This is a genomic window from Novosphingobium sp. ST904 (assembly GCF_001298105.1).
Taxonomy (GTDB): Bacteria; Pseudomonadota; Alphaproteobacteria; order Sphingomonadales; family Sphingomonadaceae; genus Novosphingobium.
The window spans coordinates 21556-45988 of record NZ_LGJH01000147.1 but is presented as its reverse complement, the minus strand read 5'-3'; the positions used below and the strand labels follow the sequence as shown (position 1 = coordinate 45988).

Genomic DNA, 24433 nt, shown 5'->3' with positions numbered 1-24433 from the left:
TGGGATTATGGGGCGCCGGAACCCGGCGCGCCCGGTCAGCGCTTCAGGTTGCTGACTTCCTGGAGCATGTCTCGACCGTGGTGATGATCTTCGACGAGGCGCTGTAGGCGCGCTGGAACAGGATCATGTTCGAGAATTCCTGCGCCAGGTCGACGTTGGAAGCTTCGAGCACGCCCGAGGAGATGTTGCCGCCGCCGAATGCGCCGGGCTCGTTGATGGCCACGTTGCCCGACTGCTGCGAGGCGACGTAGGCATTGCCGCTGACGCGGGTCAGGCCGTCCGGGTTCTGGAAGGTGGCGATCGGAAGCTGGTAGATCGCGCGCGTGGTGCCGTCATCGAACACGGCGCTGACGATGCCGGTGTCCGAGATGTTCACCGAGGCCACCGTGCCCAGCATGCCGCCGTCGACGCTGGAGGAGAGCAGGGCGGAATCGCTGCCGAACTGGGTCAGGCCGTCAAGCCCGTCATCCGAGCCGAGGTTGAGGCGGATCGGGCTCGAACCCGCGCCGTTGGTCCAGCCGATATCGAGGTTGGAGAACAGCGAGGCGTCCGAACCGGCAAGGTCGAGGCTGCCGTCGGCGTTGAACTTCACCGTGCCGCTGGCCAGCAGGCCGTCAGTGACGGCCGCGCCGCCGATGGTGGAGATCTCGGACGGATCGCCCGAGATTTCGGCGGCCCATTCGTTGGCGGCGGTCTTGACGAAGTTGAACGTCAGGGTGTGCGAGGTGCCCTGCGCGTCGAAGACTTCGACCGAGCGCGAGAACTGCGGCGAAAGCGCGCCCGAGGTCATCGAACCGGCGACATAGGTGCCGGTGATCGGTTCCGCGGTCGACTGCAGGTTGGCGCGCAGCTGGATCTTGGTGGTGGCCTGCGCCGCGCCGGTCAGCGCGCCGGGACGGATCGCCTCCATCGCGCCGGTGCCGCCGTTGTTGACGTAGTTGCCGTCGGAATCGAGCGGCCAGCCCATCAGGTAGTAGCCTGCTGTGTTGCGCAGGTAGCCGTCGGAGTCCGGCGTGAACGAACCGGCGCGGGTATAGGCGATGGCGCCGCTGGCGTCGGCGCTCGAACGCACGACGAAGAAGCCGGCGCCGTCGATGCCGATGTCGGTCAGGCTGCTCGAAGCCTGGAGCAGGCCCTGCTTGGAAATGAGAGCCTTGGGGGCCGCGGTGACGCCGCCCGCCGAATAGCTGCTCTTGATGTTGCCGTCGGTGACGAGGGTCTGGAACTGTGCCGAGACGCCCTTGTAGCCGATGGTGTTCACGTTGGTGATATTGTCCGCAACGGTCGCCATCGCGCTCGCCTGCGCGCCGAGGCCCGATACGCCTGCATAGAGAGCGGAATAAAGGCTCATGTCATTCTCCTGTGCGTGTCGGCCGGGAGGTCAACGCATTGGACCGGCCACCGAACAGTGCCATTGTAGGAAGAAATGGAGGGGCAACCGTGCGTGATGGCGTGAAAAATTGTGCCGACTGCCGCCGTACTGTCGCAGGTCATCCTATAACGGAGAAAGATGTCACGGGGGCTTTCGGCATGACTCTTCGCATTTCGCTTCGCAATGGCGAGCCGGTTATCGTCAACGGCGCGGTTCTGCGCGCGGTTGGCCGTACCGATCTCATGGTCGAGAACGGGGCGACGATCCTGCGCGGGCGCGACGTGATGAAGCCCGAGGAGGCAGACACCCCGGCGCGCCAGCTCTACTTCGCCTGCATGATGGCCTATATCGACCAGGCCGACCTGCCGCGCCACCAGCAGGCGCTGCTGGAGCGGCTGGAGACGCTGATGGACGCCTTGCAGTCGCACGAGCGAAAGCGGTGTGCATCCGTTTCGCGCAGAAAGTGGCGACCGGGCAGTTCTATGCGGCGCTGGCCGACTGCCGCTGGCTGATCGGCTACGAGACCGACGCCCTGGCGCGGCTCGAATCGACGGCGCAGGCCGCCGCCGAGCCCGTTTCCGTTTCCGCTGCCTGACCGGCGCAGGACCCGCCCCATGGCCAGTCTTGCCGCCGCCGCCGCCGGTTTGCGCCTGCTCACGCCTGACCAGCGCTATGGCCGCGTGGTTGCCGTGCGCGGGGCGCTGATCGAGGTGGAGGGGCTTTCGGGCGCCGCCCAGATCGGTTCGCGCGTCACTCTGAATTCGCCCACCGGCACGGTCGAGGCGGAAGTGACCGGGCTCGACCGCGGGATCGCCCATTGCATGCCTTTCAGCGAGCCGCAGGGCATCGCGTCCGGTTCCCGCGCGGACCTTTCCGCCAGCCAGTTCGCCCTGCGTCCCTCCAGCCAGTGGCTCGGCCGCATGGTGGACGGGCTCGGCCGGCCGATCGACGGCAAGGGGCCGCTGGAACAAGGGGCGATGCTGCGCAAGATCAAGGCCTCGCCGCCCCCCGCCTCCGCGCGCGCGCGCGTGGGCTCGCGCCTTTCCACCGGCGTTCGCGCGCTCGATCTGTTCGCGCCGCTGTGCCGGGGCCAGCGCCTCGGACTTTTCGCCGGTTCCGGCGTCGGCAAGTCCGTGCTGCTCTCGATGCTGGCGCGCTGGACGGAATGCGATGTCGCGGTGATCGGCCTGATCGGCGAGCGCGGCCGCGAGGTCCAGGAATTCGTGCAGGACGATCTCGGCGAGGAAGGCCTTGCCCGCAGCGTCGTCGTCGTCGCCACTTCGGACGAGCCTGCGCTGATGCGCCGCCAGGCCGCATGGACCACGCTGACCGTGGCCGAGCATTTCCGCGATCAGGGGCTCAACGTGCTGTGCCTGATGGACTCGGTCACCCGCTTCGCCATGGCGCAGCGCGAGATCGGCCTGGCCAGCGGCGAGCCGCCCGCCACCAAGGGCTATACGCCCACCGTCTTCGCCGAACTGCCGCGCCTGCTGGAGCGCGCCGGGCCCGGACTGCCGGGGCAGGGCGCGATCACCGGCCTGTTCACCGTGCTGGTGGACGGCGACGATCATAACGAGCCGGTCGCCGATGCCGTTCGCGGCATTCTCGACGGGCATATCGTCATTACCCGCAAGATCGCGGAGCGCGGTCGCTATCCGGCGATCGACGTGCTCAAGTCGGTCTCGCGCACCTTGCCGCACGCGCTGGGCGATGAGGAAAATCGCATCCGCCTTGCCGCGCGGCGCGAAATGGCGACGTATAACGACATGGAGGAAATGGTCCGGCTGGGCGCCTACCGCGCCGGATCGAGCGCCGAGGTGGACCGCGCCGTGGCGGTTGCCCCGATGATCGAGGAACTGCTCAAGCAGGGCAAGGGAGAGCGGGGCTTCGCGCAGGAGAGCTTCGAGATGCTGGCATCGCTCATGGCCCCGCCCGGTGAAGCCTCCGAAGACGCGCCCGAGGAAGAAATCGCATGAAGACCCCTTACGACGCCGCGCTGCGCGTGCAGCAGCGCGAGATCGACGAGATGAGCAGGGCGATCAGCACCCAGGCCGGCGCGCTCGGCGAAGTCGAACAGGCGCGCGAGCGGGTCTCGGTGTCGATGCGGCGCGAGGCCGATCTGGCGGCGGGTGACCTTGGCGTCTGTTCGCACGCCTATCTCCAGCGCATGCGCGGCGAGCGGCGGCAGCTTTCCGTCAGGCAGGCCGAACTGAAGGCCCGGCTCGAACAATTGCGCGACATGGCGGTGGATGCCTATGGCACTTTCCGTGCGATCGAGACGGCGGCGGACGGCTATCGTCAGGATGCCGAGCGCGTGATCGCCAATGCCGAACAGGCCGGGATCGACGATTTCTCCGCGATTTCGTTCATCAAGGCCCGGCGGCGCGGGCGTCCGGCATGATCGAAGGTACGGCGCTTCAGGGCGCGGCGCTTCAAGGGCTTACGCCCGCGCAGAAGGCGCAAGTGATCTATACCCAGGCCCGCAGCGAACTGTCCGGCCGGCTCTGGCGTGCGGCGCTGGGCGGCGGCGACGACGAGAAGGCCGCCGGCCTGGTCGACAAGCGCTCCGATCCATTGGGTCTCGACGGGCTTCTGGCCCTGCTGGACGAACGCACGAAAGCGGCGACGCAGCCTGTGGCCGTGCCTGCTGCGGAGCGGCAGCCTTCCTGTTCCGGCGCTTCCGAAGACTGGCAGGACGGGGAGCGCGGCCCGCGCCGCGATGGCGGCGGGGACGGCGCGGATGCGGGTTCCGACGGCGGCGGCCCACTGGCGATGCAGGGCGGACCGAACGCCCGATATTCCGGTATTCTCGGGGCGGCGGCATCGCGCACCGGCATACCGGCGGCGGCGCTCGCCACGATCGTCAACGCCGAAGCGGCCAAGGGCGCGGACGGGCGCTGGTTGCCCTATTCCCGCAATCCCCGCTCCAGCGCGGCCGGTCTCGGGCAATTCCTGAATGGTACCTGGGAGGGGCAGGCCGAACGCGAAGGGACCTGGCTCCACGCCATGGCGCAGCAGAACGGCTGGCTCAACGAGCGGGGCCATGTGCGCGGCGAAAGTCGCGGCGCGCTGCTGGCGCTGCGTTACGATCCGCAGGCCGCGATCGAGACGACGGCGGACTATGCGCGGGCCAACCTGGATGCCCTGCGCGGCTCGGGCGTGCGCATCGGCGGCAGCGTCGTGGAACTCGCACAGTCGGCCTATCTCGGTCACCACCTGGGGCTGGGCGACGCGGTTCGCTTCCTCAAGGGCGGTCTCGATCCCGGGCGTGCGCGCAAGCTGCTCAATGCCCAGGTCGGCACGACCAGCGCGACTCACCGAATCGAGATGGCCGGAAGCGCGGTTGCCGCGCACCGCTCGTGGTTAATGGATTATGTAGGGCGCAACATCAGGCCGGAAAAGTTTGCCGGTTGAAGCCTTTCCCGGCTGCGCCGTGCTCCGGTTGCGGCAGAAAATATAGGAAATATAGGAAAACCGATATAGGATTAACCTCTCGTTCAGAAATTCACGAGACAACGGTCTCGTTGAAGGGGCAGCGGCGGCGATGGGCGCCCGGCGCTTCCCGACTGACCGGGGGTTCACCATGTCGAAGATCACTGTTGCTCTGGAAGCCGCGGTTGCGACCGTCCGGGACAATATGCCGGCCGAGGGCGAGGCGCAGTCACCGCGCCAGCGGGTCGTCGTCGATCGCGCCTTCGGGCGGATCATCAAGCTGATCGCACCGCGCATCCGCCACTTCATCCGCCAGTACGGGCTCGTCGCTCACTGGGACGATGCCGAACAGGTCTGTGCGATCGCCGTTCACCGCGCGATCCAGGCCTATGAACCGGAAAAGGCGCAATTCACCACTTTCGTGAACTGGCAGATCCGGGGCGAACTCCAGAGCCTGCGCTTCCGCCTTATGACCGACCAGCGCCCTTCGGCGCGGAAGGTGGAGGCGACCACGGTTTCTCTCGACGCGATCAGCGTGGGCGAGGACGGCGAAGGCCAGTCGATCGTCGCCTCGATCGAGGATGAGGACGCTCTGAACCGCACCGAAGCCGGTGCTTCGGACTATCTCGCGCGCTCGGCCATGGCCTCGCTGACGGAAAGCTACGTCGAGCATCTGCGCAATATCGGCATCGAGCGCATCCAGCGCCGCGCCCAGCCGAAGAAGGCGGTGCGGGCAGAAGCGGGCACCCGGCGTTCGGTCTGGCGCACGGGCAAGGCGGCGATCGATCCGGTGGAACTGGCCGAACTCGAGGAGCGTCTGGAGCACAACCGCAAGGTCGTGGAAGGGCGCCTGTTCGACATCGCCACGCTGGACATGATCGAGGACGAGACCGGCGTTGCCAAGGAGCGTGTCCGCCAGATCGCCAAGCGCGCGGCCAAGACCATGAGCGACCTTGCCGGCGCCGATCCGCGCTTCCTGATGATGGCGGAATACCGCCAGTCCATGGTGGCACCGGCTTCCGCGCACTGATGGATTTCCCGCGAGATCCGGCAAGGCCGGATCTCGCCGCCGCGCTGATGTGCGGCCTTGTACGGGGCGCTTACGCCGCCTGCAAACTATTGGTTCCTTGCAAGTAACTGGGATCAGGCCGGAATTTCGGTTCTATACTCAGGCCTTCCATGGATCGGGACAAAATTGCGCTTTCCAGCCCGGTAGATGATCGTCCATTCTCTATAATGGACCGCAAGTATCGGGAGGTTTTTCATGATTTTCGGTTTCCCCGACCCGGTCCGCAAGGGCCGGGTTTCCTTTCTGCTGTCCGGGGCCGGCCGCACTGCGCTGGCGGTGGTCGGCGGCGGTGTGCTGCTGGCCGGGAACGCCGGTGCCGCGCTGGCGCAGGGGTGGCTGGAAACGGCGCTCGGTGCGCCCGAAGGGCTGACGGTCAAGGGCGAAGTGCGCGCCCGCGTCGAAGGGATCGACGGGCAGTTCCGCCCCAACGCGGCGCAGGACGATGCGCTGCTCGCGCTCAAGACCACGCTCCAGGTGGAATATGACGGCGGCCCATGGCGTGTTGGCGGGGAACTGTGGGATGCGCGCGCCTATGGCGAGAAGTCGAACTCTTCGGCGGGCACCAACGAGGTCGATGCGATGGAACTGGTCCAGGCCTATGTCGGGCTGGACTTCGATATGGCGGGCGGCACCAAGGGACAGTTGACTGCCGGGCGCTTCACCATGAACGTGGGTTCGCGCCGGCTGGTTGCGCGGCAGGCCTTCCGCAACACCACCAATGCCTTCACCGGGGCGAACTTCCAGTGGAAGGGCCACGGCGGCGATCAGTTCACTGCATTCTGGGCGATGCCGCAACTGCGCCTGCCCGATGATCGCGAAGGCATCCACGACAATTCGGTCAAGTGGGACAAGGAGACCACCGGCCTCCAGTTCTACGGCGCCAGCTTCACCAAGGGCGGAGTTCTGGGCGGTACGCTTGAAGTCTACGCCTATGGCCTCGACGAGCGCGACGGAGCCGACCGGCCGACCCGCAACCGCCATCTCTACACGCCGGGCCTGCGGGCATGGCGCAAGCCGACCGCCGGCAAGTTCGACTACGACCTGGAAGGCGCCTACCAGTTCGGCTCCACCCGCTTGACGACCTCCGGCGCCGACGTGACCGACCTCGACGTTTCCGCCTACCTGATCCATGCCGAGTTCGGGCGCACCTTCGGCGGCGGCTGGCAGCCGCGCCTTTCGGCGGACTTTGACCTGGGCAGCGGCGACAAGGCGGGATCGAAAAGCTACAACCGCTTCGACACCCTGTTCGGCGCGCGTCGCTTCGATTTCGGCCCCACCAGCCTCTATGGCGCGATCGGCCGCTTCAACCTGATGTCGGGCGGCGTGCGCGGCGAAGTGAAGCCGGACAAGGTTTCCGATATCATGGTCATGTACCGCGCGCTCTGGCTGGATTCGAAGACGGACAGCTTCTCCTCGACAGGCGTGCGTGACGCGGCGGGAGAGAGCGGTCGCTTCGGCGGGCACCAGATCGAGGCGCGCTATCGCCGCACCCTGATCCCCGATGTGCTGCGTGTGGATACCGGTGTGGCCTATCTCGCCAAGGGTCGTTTCCTGAAGGAGGCGCCCAATGCACCGCAGAGCGGCGACACGAAATATGGCTACGTCGATCTCTACTTCGATTTCTGACCTATAATAGAACCGTACCCCGAGCATTGCTCCGCCCGTCACTCTCCTGAGCCGGGCGGAGCAGGCGCTTCCACGGTTCCTCTTGAGCCAGCGCTGCCGCCTCAGTCCATCGGTACGAGCCCGGCCGCGAAAGCGATACGGAGCACTTCGGACAGGCTGCGCACCTGGAGCTTTTCCATCAGCTTGGCGCGGTAGATTTCCACCGTGCGCGGGCTGATGTCGAGATCGTGGGCGATGACCTTGTTCGACTGACCGTCGATCAATCCCTTGAGCACGTCCAGTTCGCGCGGTGAAAGCTGCTCCAGCAGGGAGATCGCCTTTTCCTTGCGCCGCTCCTCCACAGTGGAGGCCGCCTGCTGGGAAAATGCCGATTCCACCGCCCCCATCAGTTTGAGATGGTCACAGGGCTTCTCGATGAAGTCCACCGCACCCAGCTTCATGGCCTGAACCGCCACCGAGACGTCGCCTTCCCCGGTGAGCACGATCGGCACGAAGCGCGTGGGGCGCCCGCCCACGGTGCTCAGGACCTGGATGCCGGTGGTACCCGGCATGTGCAGGTCCAGCAGCAGGCACCCCGGTTCGAGCGTGGCCGCCGCCTCCAGAAAGGCGTCGCCGGAATCGAAGCTGGTGATCCGGCTGTTGCCGATCATCGACAGCAGGTATTCGAGCGAGGTCCTTACGGCGAGATCGTCGTCGACGATATAGATGCGTCGCGACGTCATCCGGTCTTCAGCTCCAGCTCTGAATAAGTGGGCAGGGTGAAGTCGACCGCCGCGCCGCCGCCCGCGACATTGCGCACCGAAAAGCGCCCGCCATGCGCTTCCACGATACGTCGGCAGATCGAAAGCCCCAGTCCCATGCCGTTGGCCTTGGTGGAGGCAAAGGCTTCGAAGGGGCGGCTGATGATGGCCTCGGGCATTCCGGGGCCGTTGTCGGCAACACTGACCATGATGTGGCCATCATGCAGTTGGCGGGTGGATATGGTGATTTCGGGCGACTCGTTGTTATGGCCTTCGAGGGCGTCGAAGGCATTGTTGATGACGTTGACCAGAACCTGCTGAATCTGGATGCGATCGGCAAGGATGCAAGGTGCCGCGCCGAGAGGAAGGTAGTGCAGGCGAACGCCCGGCGCACGGCTGCGGGCCCGGGCGAGCTGGAGCGTCTCGGCTATCACGTCCTCCAGCGGTTCGGCGCGGATATCCAGTTCTCCCCGCGTGACGAAGGCGCGCATGCGGCGGATGATCGCGCCGGCGCGCAGCACCTCCTGCCGTGCGAGGTCGAGCATGTAGCGAAGCTGCCGGGGATCGCCGTCACGCTCCATCAGGAGGTCCACGGCGCCCAGCAGGTTCGACGTCGCGGTCAGCGGCTGGTTGAGCTCATGCGCAAGGCCGGCCCCCATCTCGCCCATCGCACTGACCCGCGAGGCGTGGAGGAACTGTTCGCGCAATTCGTTCAGGCGCGCCTGTGTCGCCAGCTGCTCCCGCAGGTTGCGGATGAAGGCGATGGCAATGCGCTCGTTGCCGATGTTCGCGGCGCCGACCGCGATCTCGATCGGAAGTTCGTTGCCTTCGCGGTCCAGCCCCGCGGTGATCCGGGGCGGCGCCGGGGGCGTGAGGCTGCGCAGCGCCGGTTCGGGCGAAGGACGGACATATTGCGGCAGCAGCATCCGCACATCCTTGCCCAGCACCTCATGCGCGGCATAGCCGAAAAGTGTTTCCGCCGTGGCCGAGAAGGAGCGGATCTGCCCGTTCCCGTCGATGGTGATCATCGCTTCCGGCACGGTCTCCAGGATCGAGCGCAGCTCGGATTCGCGGGAGCGGAGCATTTCCGCATGCCGCTCTCGCTCGCTGGCATCCATCACGATGCCGATCATCGAAACGTCCCATGCCGCTTCGCCCCGGTGGATGTGGACAGTGCCCTCCACGATGTCGGGCATGTCCGGCCGGATCGAGCGGAAGCGGAAGGCATGGCGTCCCGGTTGCCAGTGTTCGGGCGTGGCGGGCGGCAGGAATGTCGTGTCGAACGTGGTGGCGAGGTGGCCGATCCAGTCCGACATGCCGCCCTGGAAGGCGCCGGGCTCCACTCCGAACAGGCGTTCTGCATGGCCGTGGAAGACGAAGGAATCGGATTTGCTGGACCATTCGAAGATGCCCAGCTCATGCAGGTCCACCGCCAGAGAAAGGCGGGCATCGCTGGCCAGCATGGCATCCTCGGCCTGCTGGCGGGCGGTGATGTCGGTCATCGACAGGACCACCATTGCCGGCAGGTCCGAGCGGGGCTGCACGGCCTGACGCCCCAGCAGGATGCGCAGGGATGTGCCGTCCGCGTGGAAGGCGTTGATTTCGCACTCCTGCCGCTGGCCGCCGAGCAGGCTCTCCTCTTCCCCGGGCGAAAGCGGGGGCGCGCCGGTCAGCTCGTGTTCGAAACGGCCGAGCGCCTGTTCGGACGACCAGCCGTAGAGACGCTCGCAGCCGCGCGACCAGCGCAGGATCTTGCCGTCAGGATCGGTGATCGCGATCGGGGCTTCGTCCAGCGCGAGATTGACGGCCCAGCGCGCTCCGCTTTCGCGCGCGATCCGCATCCAGGCCCAGGCGATCAGCGCGCAGGACAGCGTGACTTGCGCCACGACCTGGACGATCTGGGCAAGCTCCGGCCCGATCTGGCCCGAGCGTTCGCCCCAGAAGCGGAGCAGCGCGGAAATTACCGGCACCGAGACGCACAGGATCAGGCACCACTGGAGCGTGCCCGAACCGAACCCGCAGGCGGGGTTGCGGGGCCAGGCGTACTGGCGCCGCAGCGCGATGATGCCGATGGCCAGCAGGCTGAGGGCAAGAGCAGTCGGGATCGACATGAGCGCATGGCGGGTGGCGGGCGCGAGGTTGCTGATGCCCAGCGGGACCAGGCTTCCGGCGATAGCGGCGATGGCGATCGCCACGCAGGCGAACGTGACGGTCATCCGGCGGAACATGCCGCTGCGGGAGGCCACTGCCATGGCGGCCAGGCAGACCAGCACGATCGTGATGGCGGGCAGCATGCCGGGGCGGCCGGGGAAGGGGCGCAACTGGTGGCGGATGCTCTCCGGGAAGAGCAAGGGGTCGGTCCCGAAGGAGTACCCTGACAATTCCTGTACGAGGGCCGCCGATCCTATAAGCAGGGGAAGCGCCAGAACCCAGCGGCTGGCGTCGCGCCTGCCCAGACCGGCGAGAATAACGGATATGCCGATGACAAGGCAGGAAACCGCCGTCTGCGGCTGCATCAGGAAGTCGCTTCCGCCCAATCCGGCAAGGCCCGGTTTCCCGAGATACCAGCCGGACAGGACGATCACGCAAACAAGGTGCGCCACGGCGACGAAGACGGGAACGGCCGGAACCATCCTTACAGGAAGCGACCCGCCCATGCGCTGTGGCGGAGGATTCAATTCCTGCATTCCGACCCGCTTATTGCGCCCTGACTTTCCAGTATCAGGACGTTCGGGCCATTAAGGGTTTGGACGTGTTTGTAAATAGACGGGGTAGACGGTCCTCGGCCAATCTCCCCGGGGCAGCCAGTAAGCGATTGATAATCTTTTCGAAAAAATTACTAACCGCGGATAAGTATGATTCCTTAGTTGCCGGTCCCGTTCTCGTTTGCAAGTCCTTCGATAATCGCGCGATTAACGACAATGAGATCGTCGATGGTATCGCGGCCGGTAATGACCTGCGATGTGTACTTCTCTACCCACATTCCGATAGAAATGATCCGGGCGCGCAAGTCATCGGGAAGTTGATTGCCTTCGGTTGCACACATCGTCGAAAACGTGGTCCACGCCTGACGGTTGCGGTGCAGGGACGGCGCGAGCGCGCGCCGCGAAGGCCGGCATCGCGCGCGGCGATCATCTCGCCGGTGATCTGGCTCATCAGCCGGTATTCGTTCCGGCGTGGCGTGGCCGCGATCTGCTGCACGCGCTGATAGGCATTGAGTGACATGTTGGCTCCCGCGAGGACGACTGCCTTCTCCATATAGGACGAAGCGGGGCAAAACGGTCGCGGGTTTGCGGTGAGCCGCATGGCCTCGGGAAAATCCGGTGGTGTGGCACCGGCCCCGGCGCAAGCATCCTATAACTAACGCAAGGCGAGAGCCTCCTAACCTTTTGCGGCCACCATTCGCGGACCTTTTTCATGCTCAACGCCATCGGCCTCGTCGTCATCCTGCTGTGCGTATTCGGCAGCTTCCTGATGTCGGGCGGCAATATCATGGTCATCTTCCATGCCTTGCCGCACGAAATGCTGGCGATCGCCGGCGCGGCGGTCGGCGCCTTCATCCTGGGCAATTCGATGACCACGGTGAAGAAGACCTGGGCCGGCGTGAAGCGCGTGTTCCAGGGCGGTCGCTGGACCGAAGTGGACTTCCGCGATCTGCTGGCGCTGCTGTTCGCGCTGCTTGCCACCTTCCGCAAGGAAGGCGCGAACTCGATCGAGAAGCATCTCGACGCGCCGGAGGAAAGCCCGATCTTCATGCGCTATCCCCGTCTGCTGGACGACCGGGGCCTCATTGAATTCACATGCGACTACCTGCGCATGATGACGGTCAACTTCGAGGACCCGCACCAGCTTGCCGAAGCGATGGAAGGCGATATCGAGCGCCACCACGCCGAGGAAATGGCGCCGCAGCACGCGCTCCAGATGATGGCCGACGGCCTGCCTGCGCTGGGCATCGTGGCCGCCGTTCTCGGCGTCATCAAGACCATGAGCTCGATCGACCAGCCCACCGAGATCCTCGGCGCGATGATCGGCGGCGCCCTGGTCGGCACCTTCCTGGGCGTTCTTCTGGCCTACTGTCTCGTCGGCCCGATCGCGCAGAAGCTGCAGCAGATCATCGATTCCGATTTCAAGCCATATCTCATCGTCAAGACCGCCATCGTCGGGCACGCGCAGGGCCAGCCTACGGAAGTCGCCATCGAACTGGCGCGCCGCATGACCCCTTCGCCTTACGCGCCCTCGTTCACGCAGCTCGAGACCGCGCTCGACGAAGTGAAGGATCAGCTCAATGCCAAGCCTGCCTGAAACCGTCAGCCCCGAAGCCGGGCTGGCCAGCGAGGATCGCTCGCTGCAACTGCCTGTCCATGGGTCCACCGTGACCGCGGAGGACCTGCGGGTCCGCATGGTCCTTGCCTGCGACTTCGATGGCGCGATGCACATCGATGCGAGCCAGGTCGAGACCGTGGGACAGGCGGTGCTTCAACTGCTTGTCGCCGCCCGCGCCGAAGCGCGCGAGGCCGGCCATGAATTCGAGATCGTCAATCCCAGCACGGCCTTCGTCGAGCGCGTGCAGGCCTGCGGACTGGCAGAAGCCGTCGGCTTTTCTGAAGAGGAATTTCCGTCGTGAGCAAACTCATCCTGACCGTCGATGACTCCGCCTCGATGCGGATGCTTCTAAAGGCCTCGCTGGCTGCGCAGGGCTTCCAGGTCGAAGTCGCCGATGACGGCGAGCACGGCCTCGAGCGCATGCATGAAGTGAAGCCGGACCTGCTCATCACCGATATCAACATGCCCAAGATGGACGGCTTCGAACTGATCGAGGCGGTGCGCGCGGTGCCGGAATTCCGGGGGACCCCGATCCTGGTGCTGTCCACCGAATTCTCGGACGAGAAGAAGACCCGTGCGCGCGAAGCAGGGGCCACCGGCTGGATCACCAAGCCGTTCGAAGCGGCCAAACTGGGGGCGGCGGTGCGCCGCGTCTGCCCGTGAGCGACGAACTCGACGAAATCCAGGGCATCTTCTTCGAGGAGTGTGTCGAAGGTCTCGCCGTGGCCGAGCAGGGTCTTTCGGCCATGGCCGAGGGCGATGTCTCGTCCGAGACGATCGCCGGCGTGTTCCGCGCGGTCCACTCGATCAAGGGCGGTTCGGGCGCCTTCGGCCATGCCGCGCTGCTCGCCTTCTCGCACCGGTTCGAGAACGTGCTCGACGAAGTGCGCGGCGGGCGCATCCCGGCCAGCGCCGAAGTGACCCAGATCATGCTGGGCGCATTCGATATCCTGTCGGACCACGTTACCGCCGCGCAGAGCGGCACCGAGCCGCCGGCGGACGCCGCGATGCTCGAGCAGCTCGACGCGGTGCTGGAAAGCAAGGGTGCGGTCGCGGCGGCAGAGCCGGTCGCGGCACCCGTTCCCGCTGCGGAGGCGGATGATTTCGGCTTCACCCCGGTTGCCGCGGTGATCGAGGACTTCGATCCCTTCGGCTTCGAGCCGGTGGCGGTCGACCTTGAGGACTTCGCCCCGGCCGAGCCCGCCGAACCCGCCGGATGGACGGTTCGCTTCGGCCCGTCGCGCGGCGCGCTGGCCAATGGCGGCGAGCCGATGCTGGTGATCCGCGAACTGGAGGACATGGGCGCTGCCGTTACCGGTGTCGAGATGGACACGCTGCCCGGCCTGCGCGACCTCGACCCCGAGGACAGTTATTTCGTCTGGACCCTGCACGTTCCCGGCACCGTGGGCGAACAGGACATTCGCGACTGTTTCGACTTCGTGGCACCGGACTCGCTGATCGAGATCGAGCGCGAGGAAGCGGTCGTTACCATGGTGGTGGTGGAACAATCCGTCGCCGATGAATTCGACGGCTTCGGCGTGTTCGAACCGCTGCCGCTCCGGAAGAGCTGCTGACGCTCGTGCCGGTCGAACCGGCCCCCGTGGTGGCTGCTGCGGTGTCTCCGGCGGCGGCGGTTTCGCCGGCGGCAGCGCCGGGGAAGCCGAAGGCGGAAGCGCGGCAGGCCAGCGTCGAAGTGGCGCAGTCCATCCGCGTCGATCTGTCCAAGCTCGACCAGTTGCTGAACCTCGTGGGCGAACTGGTGATCCGGGGATCGATCCTGTCGGACCGGCTTTCGCCCGCCGACCAGGAACGTGTCGAGCTTCCCGAACTGTCGCGCCTGACGCGCCAGATCCAGGACAACGTCATGTCGCTGCGCGCGCAGCCGATCAAGCAGGCGTTCTCGCGCGTGCCCCGCATGCTGCGCGACCTTTCGGCCGAAACCGGCAAGAAGGTCGTGCTCGAAACCATCGGCGAGATGACCGAGGTGGACAAGGGTGTGATCGAGAAGATCGGCGATCCGCTGACTCACATGATCCGCAACGCGGTGGACCACGGCATCGAAAGCGCCGAGGAGCGCCTCGCCGCCGGCAAGCCCGCCGAAGGCACCATCCACCTTTCGGCCGAGCAGAAAGGCGCGCGCATCATCGTGCGCGTGCGTGACGACGGGCGCGGCATCAACCGCGAACGGGTGCGCGCCAAGGCGATCGAGCGCGGCATCATCGCGGCGGACGCCCAGATCTCCGACGAGGAGATCGACGGCCTGATCTGCGCGCCGGGGTTCTCCACGGCGGAGACGATCTCGAACATCTCGGGTCGCGGCGTCGGCATGGACGTGGTCCGCTCGAACGTCGAGGCGCTGGGCGGCCGTCTGGAAATCCACTCGGTGCCGGGAGAGGGGACGACCTTCTCGATGGGCCTGCCGCTGACGCTGGCGATCCTCGACGGCATGATCGTGCGCCTGAGCGACCAGCGCTTCGTGCTGCCGCTCGCCAACGTGGTGGAAACCGTCCAGCCCGAACCGGGACAGGTGCAGGCGACCTCGCCGACCTCGGAGGTCATCGAACTGCGCGGCCAGTACCTGCCGGTGCGCCGGGTCGGAGAGATGTTCGGCGTCGGTTCGAACCGTCCGCCCGAGGAATCGCTCGTCATCATCGTCGAAAGCGAGACGGCCGGGAACGTCGGCCTCATGGTCGACACGATCGATAACCGCCGCGAAGTCGTGATCAAGAGCCTGGAGGACAACCTCCACCCGATCCGCGGGCTCGGCGGCGCCACCATCCTCGGCGACGGCTCGATCGCGCTGATCCTCGACATCGATGCCCTGGTCGCGCCGACCGGCGGCTCTTCCAAGTATGCGCTGAAAGGAATGGCAGCATGAGCACCGAAGACACCGAACTCGACGAACGCAAGATCGTCACCTTCACGCTGGGCAGCCGCCTGTTCGGCATCGACATGCGTTCGCTGCTGGAAATCCGCGAGTGGGAAGAACCGACCCCGCTGCCGAGTGTCCCGCCTTACGTGAAGGGCGTGACCAACCTGCGTGGTTCGGTGGTTCCCGTGGTCGGCCTGTCCGAGCGCCTGGGCTGGGCGCCGAGCGAACTGCATTCGCGCTCGTGCATCCTCGTCGTCACCATTGCCGGTCGTCACGCCGGCTTTCTGGTGGACGAAGTGCAGGACATCGTCGTGATCCAGGGCAGCGAGATCCAGCCTGCGCCGGATGTCGAGATCAACGAACAGGGCGCCATCGCCGGCCTTGTCAAGATCGAGCGCCGCACGCATGACGCGGCCAATGCCGAAGCCATGTGCCTGCTGCTCGACCTCGACGCGCTGAGCCTGACCCGGCAGGTCCCGGACTTCGTGGCCTGATGAGCACGCTGGCTGCCCCTGAAGGAATGAGCGGGAGCGCGCTGTCCGGCACGGCCGAACTGCGCCCCGCGCAGTTCCGCGACATCGCCGCGATCATGCAGCGGGAGGCGCGCATCCATCTGGTCGAGGCCAAGATGACGCTCGTCCACTCGCGCCTGAGCCGCCGCCTGCGCGAGCATGGGTTGTCCAGCTTCGTGGACTACGTCGCGCTGGTCCAGCGCGATGCCGTGGAACGTCATGCCATGGTGGTGGCGCTGACCACCAACCACACGCATTTCTTCCGCGAGAACCACCACTTCGACCACTTGCGCCGCGATGTCCTGCCGATGCTGCAGGACCGCGCGCGCCGGGGCGAAAAGGTGCGCATCTGGTCGGCCGGCTGCTCCAGCGGTGAGGAAGTCTATTCCATCGCCATGTGCCTTGCCGGAGACGGCCCGACCAGCGCGGCATGGCTGCGGCAGGGCGATGTGCGCCTGCTGGCCACCGATATTGCCCCGCATGTCGTGCAGTCCGTACAGGAGGCGCGCTATCCCGCCGCCACGGTCGAGCCGATCCCGGAAACCTATCGCAAGCGCTGGATGCGCGAGGAAGCCGGCGGCGAGCACGTCGTGGTCGAGCCGCTGCGCGAGCTGGTGGCGGCCCGCGTGCTCAATTTGTTCGAGCCCTGGCCGATGCGGCGCAAGTACGACGTGATCTTCTGCCGTAACGTGATGATCTATTTCGACGATACCGCCAAGGCCGAGCTGGAGGCGCGCTTCGTCGAGATGCTGGCGCCCGGCGGCTATCTCTATATCGGCCATTCGGAACGCCTGATCGGTCCCGCCGCGCGGCTGATGAAGCCTGTCGGCCAGACGATCTACGCCCGCAACGACGGAGGCGCCGCATGACGGTAGCGCCCGAAAAGACCCGTGTCCTCATCGTCGACGACAGCGCCGCGATGCGCGCGCTGCTGAACAAGCTGCTGAGCCAGGATCCGGGCATCGAGGTCGTCGGCATGGCGCCCGAGCCCCATGCCGCGCGCGAGATGATCAAGTCGCTCAATCCCGACGTGGTCACGCTCGATATCGAGATGCCGGGGATGGACGGCCTGTCCTTCCTCGAACGCATCATGCGCCTGCGCCCGATGCCGGTGGTCATGTGTTCGACGCTGACCGCGCGCGGGACGGAAGCGACCATCGAGGCCATGCGTCTCGGTGCGGTGGACTGCATCGCCAAGCCTTCCGGCAATCCGCTGGAAATCGCGCAGGACGGTGCGCTGCTGCGCAAGATCGTCAAGGCCGCGGCGCGCTCCTCGGTGCGCCGCACGGCGAGCCCGCCCACGCCGGTCAACGCCGCGCAGGGCAGCTTGCGCGACGTGGTGATCGCGGTGGGCGCCTCCACCGGCGGCGTGGAAGCGCTGTTCTCGATCATCGGCGCCCTGCCGCCGGATTGCCCGCCGGTGCTGGTGGTCCAGCACATGCCCGCGATCTTCACCGGCAGCTTCGCCGTGCGCCTGGACAAGGCAGCGCGCGTGCAGGTCGTCGAGGCCCAGAACGGCATGAACCTGCGCCGGGGCACGGTCTACCTCGCTCCGGGCGGCGGCCAGCACATGGAACTGCTTGGCGGCACCAGCGGCCAGGTCAAGCTGGTCGCGGGGGATACCGTCAGCGGTCACCGGCCTTCGGTCGACGTGCTGTTCCGGTCGGTTTCGCGGCTCGGTTCGCGCGCGGTCGGGGTGATCCTCACCGGAATGGGATCGGACGGCGCCCTTGGCCTCAAGGCCATGCGCGACGCCGGGGCCCGCACGCTCGGCCAGAGCCGGGAAACTGCGTGGTCTACGGAATGCCGCGCGCCGCCTTCGAGGCGGGCGCGGTCGAGAAGGAATTCAGTTTGTCCGCCATGCCCGAGGCTATCCTCGGCGCGTGTCGGCGGTAAATGGAGCGGTTCATGCCGGCAGCGTCTGCAATAAAAGTAATGGTGGTCGACGATCAGACGAGTATGCGCGCGATGATCCGTCGCACGCTTCAGGATCTGGGTTTCAAGGATATTCGCGACAAGGCGGGGCCGGCGGAAGCGCTGGCCGCGATCAAGTCCGACCGGGTTCACCTCATCATCTCGGACTACAACATGCCCGACATGGACGGGCTGGAGTTCCTGGAAGCGGTTCGTCAGGACCCGGTGATCGGCAAGACGGTGTTCATCATGCTCACCGGCTCGGCGGACAAGGAAGTCGTCCAGAAAGCTGCGGCACTGGGCGTGAACAACTACGTCGTGAAGCCTTTCGCGCCTGCCGCGCTGAAGGAAAAGATCGAACGCGTCTTTGGTGAACTGGTCTGACCGACATGCGCCGCGTTGCCATCGTCCAGGGTGAATATCATGTCGTCAACCAGCCCGGCGTCGTCATCTCGACGCTGCTGGGGTCGTGCGTATCGGCTTGCCTGCAAGACCCGGTCGCGCGGGTGGGCGGTATGAACCACTTCCTGCTGGGGGAGCCGGGCGCCGATGCGCCGGTGAATCCGGCGGACATGCAGCGCTATGGCGTCCATGCGATGGAACTGCTGATCAATGCCCTGATGAAGCGCGGCGCACAGCGTTCGCGCCTGCGGGGCCACCTTTACGGCGGCGCCAACATCGTGGCCGGACTGGGCGGGATCGGCACCAAGAACGGGCAGTTCGCGCGGAACTTCATGCAGACCGAAGGGATCGCGCTCGATCACTGCGATCTTGGCGGCACACAGGCGCGCAAGGTGGAATTCATGCCTTACGAGGGCCGCGTACGCGCGACGCTGGTGAAGGACCAGCCGCTGCCGCCGGTCGTCCGTCCCAAGCCCATGCCGGTCTTCCAGCCGACCGGCGAACTGGAGCTGTTCTGACCATGGCACAGCGGACGGAAATTCAGGGGGAAGCAATGACAATGGATAATCAGGGGCTGGCGGCAGGATCGGTCGAAGGGCCGGCCGCGCCGCTCTGGCAGGCCCTGGCGCGCGAGATGCGCGTGGCCCGCGAACTGCTGGAGCAACTGGCCGGGGTGCTCGTGACCGATGAGCGTTTCGTCCTCGACTATATCGACCAGCTCCAGGCCTTCGACCTGATCGCCCAGCACGTGGACGAGAGCGCCGCGCTGCTCGACCGCGTGGCGGGCGGGCAGAGCGTGGGCGACGCGGTTGGCCAGGTACGCCTGAGCGTGATGCAGGACCGGCTTCGCGCCGCTCTCGACTGAGGAATTCGGAGCGTGGCACGGGGCAACGACGAACATCCCACTATCGTCATCCGCAAGGTCAAGAAACACGCGCATGCCGGCCATCACGGCGGTGCGTGGAAAGTCGCCTATGCCGACTTCGTGACCGCGATGATGGCCTTCTTCATGCTGCTCTGGCTGCTGGCCAACCCGGACAAGGAGCAGCTCAAGGGGCTGGCGGAATATTTCTCGCCCAATGCCGAAAAATCCTCCCCGGCCACGACGCTGACCAGCCTTCCCGGTTCGCAGGCCGGGCTTGGCGGGCACAGCCGCCGCAACCAGTCCTCCGACAGCGAGGCCTTGGGCGAACCCTCGGCCGAAGCGGGCACCAAGGGCGCGGCCCGCGGCGGCACCGCCGACATTCCCGAGGCGGCGCTGCGCGTCATGGCCCAGGAAATGCAGCTCTCGCTCGACCCGCCGGTTGACCCTTCGCAGGGCAAGCGCAACATCGACGTCGAGCCCGATCGCGACGGTTTCCGCATCCATCTCATGGACAATGCCAACCGCTCCATGTTCAAGGGCGGCACTGCCGAGCTCAACGACTATGCCCGCAACCTGCTTGGCCGGATCGCCCGCAAGCTCGCCGGAACCGGCGCTCAGGTCGCGATCGAGGGCCATACCGACAGCACCGGCGGCCAGAGCGAGGCCAACTGGACCCTTTCCGCCCAGCGCGCGCTATCGGCGCGCGCGGCGATGGTCGCCTCGGGACTGCCGGCGGATCGCTTCGCCGAAGTGGTCGCCAAGGCGGGGACCGAGCCGGTCTATCCCGACCGCCCGGACCGCCCCGAAAACCGCCGCATCACCATCGTCGTCATGGCCGAGCCTTCCGCGCTTCCGCGCGATGCGAGCTTCAAGTTCTGACGTGATGGGCAAAGACTGGAGATTACCGTGATCAAGCGGATCGTGATCGGCCTCGTCGCCCTTGTCGTGGGCACCGGGGTCGGCGTGGGCGGCGCCTATGCCGCCAGACAGTTCCTCCCGCAGGTCATGCCCGATCTCGGCCCCGTGAAGGTGGAGACCGAATTCGTGCCCACCGGCACCATGCTTGCGCCGCTCACTTTCCCGGATGGCCGGCTTGCCGGCTATGTCTCGTTCGAGTGCCAGGTGGAAGTCGTCAAGGGCAAGGCCGAGGATGTGACGGGCCAGCTTCCGCTCCTGCTCAACGCGGTCAACATGCGGACCTACCGCACGCCGCTCGCCAGCGGGCCGGACGGCATGATCCCGAGCGTCGACGCCTTCCGCCGGGTGGTGATGGATGCCGCCGTCGAGGTCTACGGCAAGGATCTGGTGCGGCGCGTAGTCGTCACGCAGGCCGCGCCGGTCTGAGGGGGAAGCGGAAATGCCGAATTCGTCCTTCGCGCTGTCGCCATCGGCGGGCGCGGCGAACCCGATTGTTCCACGTGGACCACGCGTCACCACGATCCTGCTGATCGGCAAGCTCGCCAGCGAAAACGGCGAGACGATCTGTCGTATCCGCAACATTTCGGACAACGGCCTCATGGCCGAGGTCCACGGAGTCTACGCGGCAGGCCAGGCCGTGGCCATCACTCTCAAGGCGGGCGACGTGCTGCGCGGTGAGGTGCGCTGGTCGCTGAACGGACGGATCGGCGTGGAGTTCGGCGAAGTGGTCCATGTCAGCGCGCTTCTTGCCCATGTCGCCAACCGCATGGGGCCGGAAGGCGTGGCCCGTGGCCCGCGCTTCGATGTCGATTGCGGCGCGGAAGTCTTTGCCCGGCACCAGTGGCACGAGGCCCGCCTGCAAGACCTTTCGCAGGGTGGTGCACGCCTTTCCTGCGCCGCGCCGATGGAGCGAGACAGCCTGATCGCCCTTGCCGTGCCGGGACTGGGCGAACGCAAGGCCGCGGTGCGCTGGGTAGGCGAGGGCGCCCACGGCCTTTCGTTTCTGGAGCCGCTGTCCTTCGCCGAATTCGGCCCGTGGCTGATCGACCATCGTCAACGCTACCGCGCGTGACACGAAAAAGGGCGCGCCCGGTTTCGGACGCGCCCTTCCAGCGTTGCCGGGGGAAGAAGGAATTACCCCGGCCCGCCGAAACTCTTCACCAGCGATCCGGCGATCAGCGCCCAGCCATCCACCAGAACGAAGAAGATGATCTTCATCGGCAGCGAGATCGTCGCCGGTGGCAGCATCATCATGCCCATGGCCATCAGCACTGCCGCCACGGCCAGGTCGATCACCAGGAACGGAAGCAGCAAGAGGAAGCCGATCTCGAAGGCGCGGCGCAGTTCCGAGATCATGAAGGCCGGCATCAGCGTGGTCATCGGCAGTTCCGCGCGCGAGGCGGGAACTTTGCCAGAAAGCTGGACGAACAGCTTCACGTCGTCGTCGCGGACCTGCTTGAGCATGAAGGTGTGGAACGGCTTGCTGGCCCGCTCCAGCGCCTGCGTCTCGTTGATGCGGCCCTGGTTGTAAGGAACCATCCCGTCCTTCCAGGCGGCGTCGAAGGTCGGCGCCATGACGAAGAAGGAAAGGAACAGCGCAAGGCTGATGACCACCGGGTTCGGCGGCACGCCCTGTACGCCGAGGCCCGAGCGCAGCAGCGAAAGGGCGACGATGATGCGCGTGAACGAGGTGATCGTCATCAGGATGCCCGGCGCGAGGCTGAGCACCGTCATCAGCAGGACGAGCTGGATCACCCGGCCCGACATCGCGCCTTCGCCAAGCGGGCCGGCGGCGGCCTTTTGCGCCATGGCCGCTTCGGGCAACACGGCAAGAATTGCCGCCCCGGCCAGTGCGGCGAGGACTGCATAACGCTTAGGCATCAGTGGGAGCTTTCGGATTTGCGGGGGCGATGCAGGGCGCTGAATCGAGCAGGACCACGCCTTCGGGCGCGATGAGCAGGCTGAATTCGCGGTAGTCGCGCCGGATCAGGACGACGGAGCGGCGCGGATCGATGGCGAGGCGTTCCACCAGTTCGAGGCGGCGCTCCGAACCCGATTGGCCAAGCCCTGCGAAAAGCTGACCGTTCAGCCACTTCTGCGGAAGCCGGAGATCGTAGCGGCGCACCGCCCAGAGCGCGCCGACCAGCATGCCGAGCACCACGCCCAGCGCGCCGATCGTGCGCAGGAGGGAAAGCAGGTCCATGGCCTCAGCGCTCTCGCTCGACGACCCGGGTGATTTCCAGCGACATGATCTCGCCGTCCACCAGGATCTTGCCTTCGGCAACGAGCTGGTCGTTGACGTAGATGCGGGTGGGATCGCTGTGCCCGGTGTCGAGCGGGATCATCGCGCCGCGGCTCATCTTGAGGACCTGCCGGATGGGGATGCTGGTCGATCCGAGAACGATCGACAGCTCGATGGGAATGCCTTCGAGGACGGACATGGCGCGTCTCCTTTCAAGCCTGCTTATAGGAATTAAATTTATAGGATCATGCCGCCGCTAGGCAAAAAATGCCTATAAGGATGCTGTCCCCCGCAGAGGCGGGGCAGGAGCAGACTTGATGGAACTTCAGAATTCGATCGGCGTCTCGGCCTCGGGCCTTCGCGCCCAGTCGCTGAGGATGCGCGTGATCGCGGAAAACCTCGCGAACTCCGATTCCGTGGCGACCACGCCGGAAGGTGATCCCTATCGCCGCCGCGTCGCCACTTTCACCGCCGAAGTCGACCGCGCATCGGGCGCGACGCAAGTGGCGGTCAAGTCCATCGAAGGCGACAAGAGCCAGTTCCCGCGCATCTACCAGCCGGGAAGCCCCGCTGCCGACGCGCAGGGCTATGTCGACCAGCCCAACGTCAATCCGCTGATCGAGGCGGCCGACATGAAGGCGGCGCAGCGCTCCTACGAAGCCAATCTCAACGCCATCGAATCCGCGCGCGGCATGACCATGCGCACCATCGACCTGCTCAAGTAAGGAAACACTTCATGGCAATCGGAGCACTCGACGCCGCGGCCGCCTATGGCCGCGCGATGAAGACGGCTGGCCCCTCGATGGGCGGTCTGGGCGACATGGCGAGCGCCGGTTCGGGCGCGGCTGGCGGCGCCGGCGGCAGCTTCGGCAGCATGGTGGAATCCATGGTGACCGATGCCTCGTCCTCGCTGCGCACGGCGGAAGCCGAAAGCGCGAAGCAGGTGGCCGGCAAGGGCGACCTGATCGACGTGGTCACCGCGATGGGCGCCGCCGAGACCGCGCTCGATACGGTCGTTGCCGTGCGTGACCGGGTGGTGAGCGCCTACTCCGAAATCATGCGCATGCAGATCTGACGGGAGCCGCGCGTCATGACCTCCTCCGAAGCCATCGAGATCGCGCGCGCCGCGCTGGTGCTGGTTCTGACCATCGCCGGCCCGATGCTGATGGCGGCGCTGATCGTCGGCGTCGTCATCGGCCTGTTCCAGGCGCTTACGCAAGTGCAGGAAATGACGCTGACTTTCGTGCCCAAGATCCTGGTTCTCGGCGTGGTCATGCTGTTGTCCCTGCCGATGATCGGCCATGCCCTCGGTGCCTTCATGGACCGCATCGCCGACGCCATCGTTTCCGGATAGCGTCATGAACGCCGCCGCTCTGGACATGGCTGCCCTGGCCGCACTGCCGATCGATGCGGCGACGTTCCTGATCCTGTTCTGCCGGGTCGGGGCGGTCATCATGCTGCTGCCGGCCTTCTCCGAGGATTCGGTGCCGCCGCAGATCCGGCTGGTGATGTCGCTGGGCTTCACCGCGGGGCTTTACGGCATGTTGCAGGGCCACGTCGCACCGGCGGTGAAGTCCGACGTTTCCCTGCCGTTGCTGGTGATCGGCGAAACGCTGGTGGGCATCGCCATGGGCATGATCGTGAAGATCCTGTTCAGCGCGGCTGCCATTGCCGGTTCGATCGCCAGCCAGCAGGTGGGCCTTGCATCCGCCCTCGTTTCCGACCCGTCGATGGGCGGGCAGGCCCCGCTGCTGTCGCGCCTGTTCGGCATCGTCGCGGTGATCGTCTGCATGAGCCTGGGCGTCCATCACTTGTGGATCGCCTCGATCTTCCAGTCCTATGCGGTGTTCCCGGTGGGCGGGCTTCCGCCCTCCGCCCAGTTCGCGGATCTTGCCGTGAAGGTGACCAGTCAGGCGATGTCGCTGGGCGTCAGCCTTGCCGCGCCGCTGATCCTTTACGGCGCGCTGTTCAACGTCGGGCTCGGCCTTGCCGCCCGCGTGGCGCCTTCGATCCAGGTCTTCTTCATTACTCAGCCGCTCAACCTGCTGCTCGGCCTCTCGGTGCTGGCGATGACGCTCGGCACGATGCTGACGGCCTTCGCCACCGCCATGGGCACCTTCATGCAGAACGGATGGAGCTTCTGAGC

The 24433-nt window shown here is 66.1% G+C and carries 29 protein-coding genes and 2 pseudogenes; 24 read left to right on the top strand and 7 right to left on the bottom strand.

Annotation, left to right across the window (positions count from 1 at the left end):
• Positions 1 to 43 precede the first annotated feature (43 nt).
• Positions 44 to 1351 carry a flagellar hook protein FlgE gene (gene flgE / locus ADT71_RS14580; RefSeq protein WP_369818265.1) on the bottom strand — a complete coding sequence of 436 codons (1308 nt, stop codon included), beginning with the start codon at positions 1349 to 1351 and terminating at the stop codon, positions 44 to 46.
• 179 nt (positions 1352 to 1530) lie between these two features.
• Here flgE and ADT71_RS14575 point away from each other — a divergent pair.
• From ADT71_RS14575 to ADT71_RS14550, 6 genes and pseudogenes are all read left to right on the top strand, one after another.
• A pseudogene (locus tag ADT71_RS14575) lies at positions 1531 to 1967 on the top strand (flagellar biosynthesis repressor FlbT).
• A 19-nt stretch (positions 1968 to 1986) separates the two neighbouring features.
• A complete protein-coding gene (gene fliI / locus ADT71_RS14570; RefSeq protein WP_054437913.1) occupies positions 1987 to 3348 on the top strand; it encodes a flagellar protein export ATPase FliI in 1362 nt (453 codons plus the stop codon).
• Entirely contained in the window at positions 3345 to 3773 is a 429-nt protein-coding gene (locus ADT71_RS14565) for a hypothetical protein (RefSeq protein ID WP_054437911.1), read from the top strand. The genes fliI and ADT71_RS14565 overlap by 4 nt, the downstream gene beginning before the upstream one ends.
• Positions 3770 to 4786, top strand: a complete 1017-nt coding sequence (locus tag ADT71_RS14560; RefSeq protein WP_054437909.1) for a hypothetical protein — start codon at positions 3770 to 3772, stop codon at positions 4784 to 4786. The genes ADT71_RS14565 and ADT71_RS14560 overlap by 4 nt, the downstream gene beginning before the upstream one ends.
• 169 nt (positions 4787 to 4955) lie before the next feature.
• Positions 4956 to 5834: an RNA polymerase subunit sigma-70 gene (locus ADT71_RS14555; protein ID WP_054437908.1), complete on the top strand. Its 879-nt coding sequence runs from the start codon at positions 4956 to 4958 to the stop codon at positions 5832 to 5834.
• Between the two features lie 234 nt (positions 5835 to 6068).
• Entirely contained in the window at positions 6069 to 7499 is a 1431-nt protein-coding gene (locus ADT71_RS14550; protein WP_082370359.1) for an alginate export family protein, read from the top strand.
• A gap of 101 nt (positions 7500 to 7600) precedes the next feature.
• Here the strand turns inward: ADT71_RS14550 and ADT71_RS14545 are convergent, their stop codons facing one another.
• The 3 genes from ADT71_RS14545 to ADT71_RS14535 form a co-directional block, all read right to left on the bottom strand.
• A complete protein-coding gene (locus ADT71_RS14545; RefSeq protein ID WP_054437906.1) occupies positions 7601 to 8221 on the bottom strand; it encodes a response regulator transcription factor in 621 nt (206 codons plus the stop codon).
• Positions 8218 to 10917 carry a PAS domain S-box protein gene (locus ADT71_RS14540; protein WP_231635890.1) on the bottom strand — a complete coding sequence of 900 codons (2700 nt, stop codon included), beginning with the start codon at positions 10915 to 10917 and terminating at the stop codon, positions 8218 to 8220. The genes ADT71_RS14545 and ADT71_RS14540 overlap by 4 nt, the downstream gene beginning before the upstream one ends.
• A 185-nt stretch (positions 10918 to 11102) precedes the next feature.
• The gene (locus ADT71_RS14535) at positions 11103 to 11516 is read right to left on the bottom strand and encodes a flagellar biosynthesis regulator FlaF (RefSeq protein WP_369818264.1); all 414 of its coding nucleotides are present in this window, start codon (positions 11514 to 11516) and stop codon (positions 11103 to 11105) included.
• A 140-nt stretch (positions 11517 to 11656) separates the two neighbouring features.
• On the opposite strand from ADT71_RS14535, the gene motA reads away from it, so the two are divergent.
• From motA to ADT71_RS14470, 14 genes and pseudogenes are all read left to right on the top strand, one after another.
• Complete coding sequence (gene motA, locus ADT71_RS14530) at positions 11657 to 12541, top strand: flagellar motor stator protein MotA (RefSeq protein WP_054437902.1); 885 nt, start codon at positions 11657 to 11659, stop codon at positions 12539 to 12541.
• On the top strand, positions 12525 to 12863 hold the full coding sequence (locus ADT71_RS14525; RefSeq protein WP_054437901.1) for an STAS domain-containing protein: 339 nt from the start codon (positions 12525 to 12527) through the stop codon (positions 12861 to 12863). The genes motA and ADT71_RS14525 overlap by 17 nt, the downstream gene beginning before the upstream one ends.
• Positions 12860 to 13225 (top strand): response regulator, encoded by a 366-nt coding sequence (locus ADT71_RS14520; protein ID WP_054437898.1) that lies wholly within the window; start codon positions 12860 to 12862, stop codon positions 13223 to 13225. The genes ADT71_RS14525 and ADT71_RS14520 overlap by 4 nt, the downstream gene beginning before the upstream one ends.
• Positions 13222 to 14136: an Hpt domain-containing protein gene (locus ADT71_RS35750; protein ID WP_082370357.1), complete on the top strand. Its 915-nt coding sequence runs from the start codon at positions 13222 to 13224 to the stop codon at positions 14134 to 14136. Before ADT71_RS14520 ends, ADT71_RS35750 begins: the two co-directional genes overlap by 4 nt.
• Before the next feature lie 5 nt (positions 14137 to 14141).
• Positions 14142 to 15440, top strand: coding sequence for a chemotaxis protein CheA (locus ADT71_RS35745; RefSeq protein WP_369818263.1), 1299 nt, complete (start codon positions 14142 to 14144; stop codon positions 15438 to 15440).
• Positions 15437 to 15928: a chemotaxis protein CheW gene (locus tag ADT71_RS14510; RefSeq protein ID WP_054437897.1), complete on the top strand. Its 492-nt coding sequence runs from the start codon at positions 15437 to 15439 to the stop codon at positions 15926 to 15928. Before ADT71_RS35745 ends, ADT71_RS14510 begins: the two co-directional genes overlap by 4 nt.
• Positions 15928 to 16815 carry a protein-glutamate O-methyltransferase CheR gene (locus tag ADT71_RS14505; protein ID WP_054437894.1) on the top strand — a complete coding sequence of 296 codons (888 nt, stop codon included), beginning with the start codon at positions 15928 to 15930 and terminating at the stop codon, positions 16813 to 16815. Before ADT71_RS14510 ends, ADT71_RS14505 begins: the two co-directional genes overlap by 1 nt.
• Positions 16812 to 17842 (top strand): annotated as a pseudogene (locus ADT71_RS14500) (chemotaxis response regulator protein-glutamate methylesterase). Before ADT71_RS14505 ends, ADT71_RS14500 begins: the two are co-directional and overlap by 4 nt.
• Before the next feature lie 12 nt (positions 17843 to 17854).
• On the top strand, positions 17855 to 18244 hold the full coding sequence (locus ADT71_RS14495; protein ID WP_054437997.1) for a response regulator: 390 nt from the start codon (positions 17855 to 17857) through the stop codon (positions 18242 to 18244).
• 5 nt (positions 18245 to 18249) lie between these two features.
• Entirely contained in the window at positions 18250 to 18780 is a 531-nt protein-coding gene (locus tag ADT71_RS14490; RefSeq protein WP_054437892.1) for a chemotaxis protein CheD, read from the top strand.
• A 35-nt stretch (positions 18781 to 18815) separates the two neighbouring features.
• Positions 18816 to 19127, top strand: coding sequence for a hypothetical protein (locus ADT71_RS14485; RefSeq protein WP_231635889.1), 312 nt, complete (start codon positions 18816 to 18818; stop codon positions 19125 to 19127).
• 12 nt (positions 19128 to 19139) lie between these two features.
• Positions 19140 to 20006: a flagellar motor protein MotB gene (locus tag ADT71_RS14480; protein WP_054437888.1), complete on the top strand. Its 867-nt coding sequence runs from the start codon at positions 19140 to 19142 to the stop codon at positions 20004 to 20006.
• Positions 20007 to 20033: 27 nt separating this feature from the next.
• Positions 20034 to 20471, top strand: coding sequence for a hypothetical protein (locus ADT71_RS14475; RefSeq protein ID WP_324696765.1), 438 nt, complete (start codon positions 20034 to 20036; stop codon positions 20469 to 20471).
• 13 nt (positions 20472 to 20484) lie between these two features.
• Positions 20485 to 21117, top strand: a complete 633-nt coding sequence (locus tag ADT71_RS14470) for a PilZ domain-containing protein (RefSeq protein ID WP_054437886.1) — start codon at positions 20485 to 20487, stop codon at positions 21115 to 21117.
• Between the two features lie 62 nt (positions 21118 to 21179).
• Here ADT71_RS14470 and fliP read toward each other — a convergent pair whose 3' ends face one another.
• Genes fliP through ADT71_RS14455 form a run of 3 tightly spaced genes read right to left on the bottom strand, consistent with a single transcriptional unit; the run spans position 21180 to position 22486 of the window.
• Entirely contained in the window at positions 21180 to 21926 is a 747-nt protein-coding gene (gene fliP, locus ADT71_RS14465) for a flagellar type III secretion system pore protein FliP (RefSeq protein WP_054437884.1), read from the bottom strand.
• Entirely contained in the window at positions 21919 to 22248 is a 330-nt protein-coding gene (locus ADT71_RS14460) for a flagellar biosynthetic protein FliO (protein ID WP_054437883.1), read from the bottom strand. Before ADT71_RS14460 ends, fliP begins: the two co-directional genes overlap by 8 nt.
• 4 nt (positions 22249 to 22252) lie before the next feature.
• A complete protein-coding gene (locus tag ADT71_RS14455; protein ID WP_054437881.1) occupies positions 22253 to 22486 on the bottom strand; it encodes a FliM/FliN family flagellar motor switch protein in 234 nt (77 codons plus the stop codon).
• A gap of 118 nt (positions 22487 to 22604) precedes the next feature.
• Here ADT71_RS14455 and flgC point away from each other — a divergent pair, with 118 nt between their 5' ends.
• The 4 genes from flgC to fliR are packed head-to-tail and all read left to right on the top strand — an operon-like array spanning position 22605 to position 24431.
• Positions 22605 to 23012, top strand: a complete 408-nt coding sequence (flgC, locus tag ADT71_RS14450) for a flagellar basal body rod protein FlgC (protein ID WP_054437879.1) — start codon at positions 22605 to 22607, stop codon at positions 23010 to 23012.
• Positions 23013 to 23023: 11 nt separating this feature from the next.
• On the top strand, positions 23024 to 23362 hold the full coding sequence (locus ADT71_RS14445) for a flagellar hook-basal body complex protein FliE (protein ID WP_054437877.1): 339 nt from the start codon (positions 23024 to 23026) through the stop codon (positions 23360 to 23362).
• A gap of 15 nt (positions 23363 to 23377) precedes the next feature.
• Positions 23378 to 23641, top strand: a complete 264-nt coding sequence (locus ADT71_RS14440; RefSeq protein ID WP_054437876.1) for a flagellar biosynthetic protein FliQ — start codon at positions 23378 to 23380, stop codon at positions 23639 to 23641.
• Between the two features lie 4 nt (positions 23642 to 23645).
• Positions 23646 to 24431 (top strand): flagellar biosynthetic protein FliR, encoded by a 786-nt coding sequence (gene fliR, locus ADT71_RS14435; RefSeq protein WP_082370354.1) that lies wholly within the window; start codon positions 23646 to 23648, stop codon positions 24429 to 24431.
• Positions 24432 to 24433: the final 2 nt, after the last annotated feature.

What these genes read in the sequence shown, in the direction of transcription:
- flgE (WP_369818265.1), bottom strand. Translation starts at nt 1,351, where the DNA reads ATGAGCCTTTATTCCGCTCTCTATGCAGGCGTATCGGGCCTCGGCGCG.
- fliI (WP_054437913.1), top strand. Translation starts at nt 1,987, where the DNA reads ATGGCCAGTCTTGCCGCCGCCGCCGCCGGTTTGCGCCTGCTCACGCCT.
- ADT71_RS14565 (WP_054437911.1), top strand. Translation starts at nt 3,345, where the DNA reads ATGAAGACCCCTTACGACGCCGCGCTGCGCGTGCAGCAGCGCGAGATC.
- ADT71_RS14560 (WP_054437909.1), top strand. Translation starts at nt 3,770, where the DNA reads ATGATCGAAGGTACGGCGCTTCAGGGCGCGGCGCTTCAAGGGCTTACG.
- ADT71_RS14555 (WP_054437908.1), top strand. Translation starts at nt 4,956, where the DNA reads ATGTCGAAGATCACTGTTGCTCTGGAAGCCGCGGTTGCGACCGTCCGG.
- ADT71_RS14550 (WP_082370359.1), top strand. Translation starts at nt 6,069, where the DNA reads ATGATTTTCGGTTTCCCCGACCCGGTCCGCAAGGGCCGGGTTTCCTTT.
- ADT71_RS14545 (WP_054437906.1), bottom strand. Translation starts at nt 8,221, where the DNA reads ATGACGTCGCGACGCATCTATATCGTCGACGACGATCTCGCCGTAAGG.
- motA (WP_054437902.1), top strand. Translation starts at nt 11,657, where the DNA reads ATGCTCAACGCCATCGGCCTCGTCGTCATCCTGCTGTGCGTATTCGGC.
- ADT71_RS14525 (WP_054437901.1), top strand. Translation starts at nt 12,525, where the DNA reads ATGCCAAGCCTGCCTGAAACCGTCAGCCCCGAAGCCGGGCTGGCCAGC.
- ADT71_RS14510 (WP_054437897.1), top strand. Translation starts at nt 15,437, where the DNA reads ATGAGCACCGAAGACACCGAACTCGACGAACGCAAGATCGTCACCTTC.
- ADT71_RS14505 (WP_054437894.1), top strand. Translation starts at nt 15,928, where the DNA reads ATGAGCACGCTGGCTGCCCCTGAAGGAATGAGCGGGAGCGCGCTGTCC.
- ADT71_RS14495 (WP_054437997.1), top strand. Translation starts at nt 17,855, where the DNA reads ATGCCGGCAGCGTCTGCAATAAAAGTAATGGTGGTCGACGATCAGACG.
- ADT71_RS14490 (WP_054437892.1), top strand. Translation starts at nt 18,250, where the DNA reads ATGCGCCGCGTTGCCATCGTCCAGGGTGAATATCATGTCGTCAACCAG.
- ADT71_RS14485 (WP_231635889.1), top strand. Translation starts at nt 18,816, where the DNA reads ATGACAATGGATAATCAGGGGCTGGCGGCAGGATCGGTCGAAGGGCCG.
- ADT71_RS14470 (WP_054437886.1), top strand. Translation starts at nt 20,485, where the DNA reads ATGCCGAATTCGTCCTTCGCGCTGTCGCCATCGGCGGGCGCGGCGAAC.
- fliP (WP_054437884.1), bottom strand. Translation starts at nt 21,926, where the DNA reads ATGCCTAAGCGTTATGCAGTCCTCGCCGCACTGGCCGGGGCGGCAATT.
- ADT71_RS14460 (WP_054437883.1), bottom strand. Translation starts at nt 22,248, where the DNA reads ATGGACCTGCTTTCCCTCCTGCGCACGATCGGCGCGCTGGGCGTGGTG.
- ADT71_RS14455 (WP_054437881.1), bottom strand. Translation starts at nt 22,486, where the DNA reads ATGTCCGTCCTCGAAGGCATTCCCATCGAGCTGTCGATCGTTCTCGGA.
- flgC (WP_054437879.1), top strand. Translation starts at nt 22,605, where the DNA reads ATGGAACTTCAGAATTCGATCGGCGTCTCGGCCTCGGGCCTTCGCGCC.
- ADT71_RS14445 (WP_054437877.1), top strand. Translation starts at nt 23,024, where the DNA reads ATGGCAATCGGAGCACTCGACGCCGCGGCCGCCTATGGCCGCGCGATG.
- ADT71_RS14440 (WP_054437876.1), top strand. Translation starts at nt 23,378, where the DNA reads ATGACCTCCTCCGAAGCCATCGAGATCGCGCGCGCCGCGCTGGTGCTG.
- fliR (WP_082370354.1), top strand. Translation starts at nt 23,646, where the DNA reads ATGAACGCCGCCGCTCTGGACATGGCTGCCCTGGCCGCACTGCCGATC.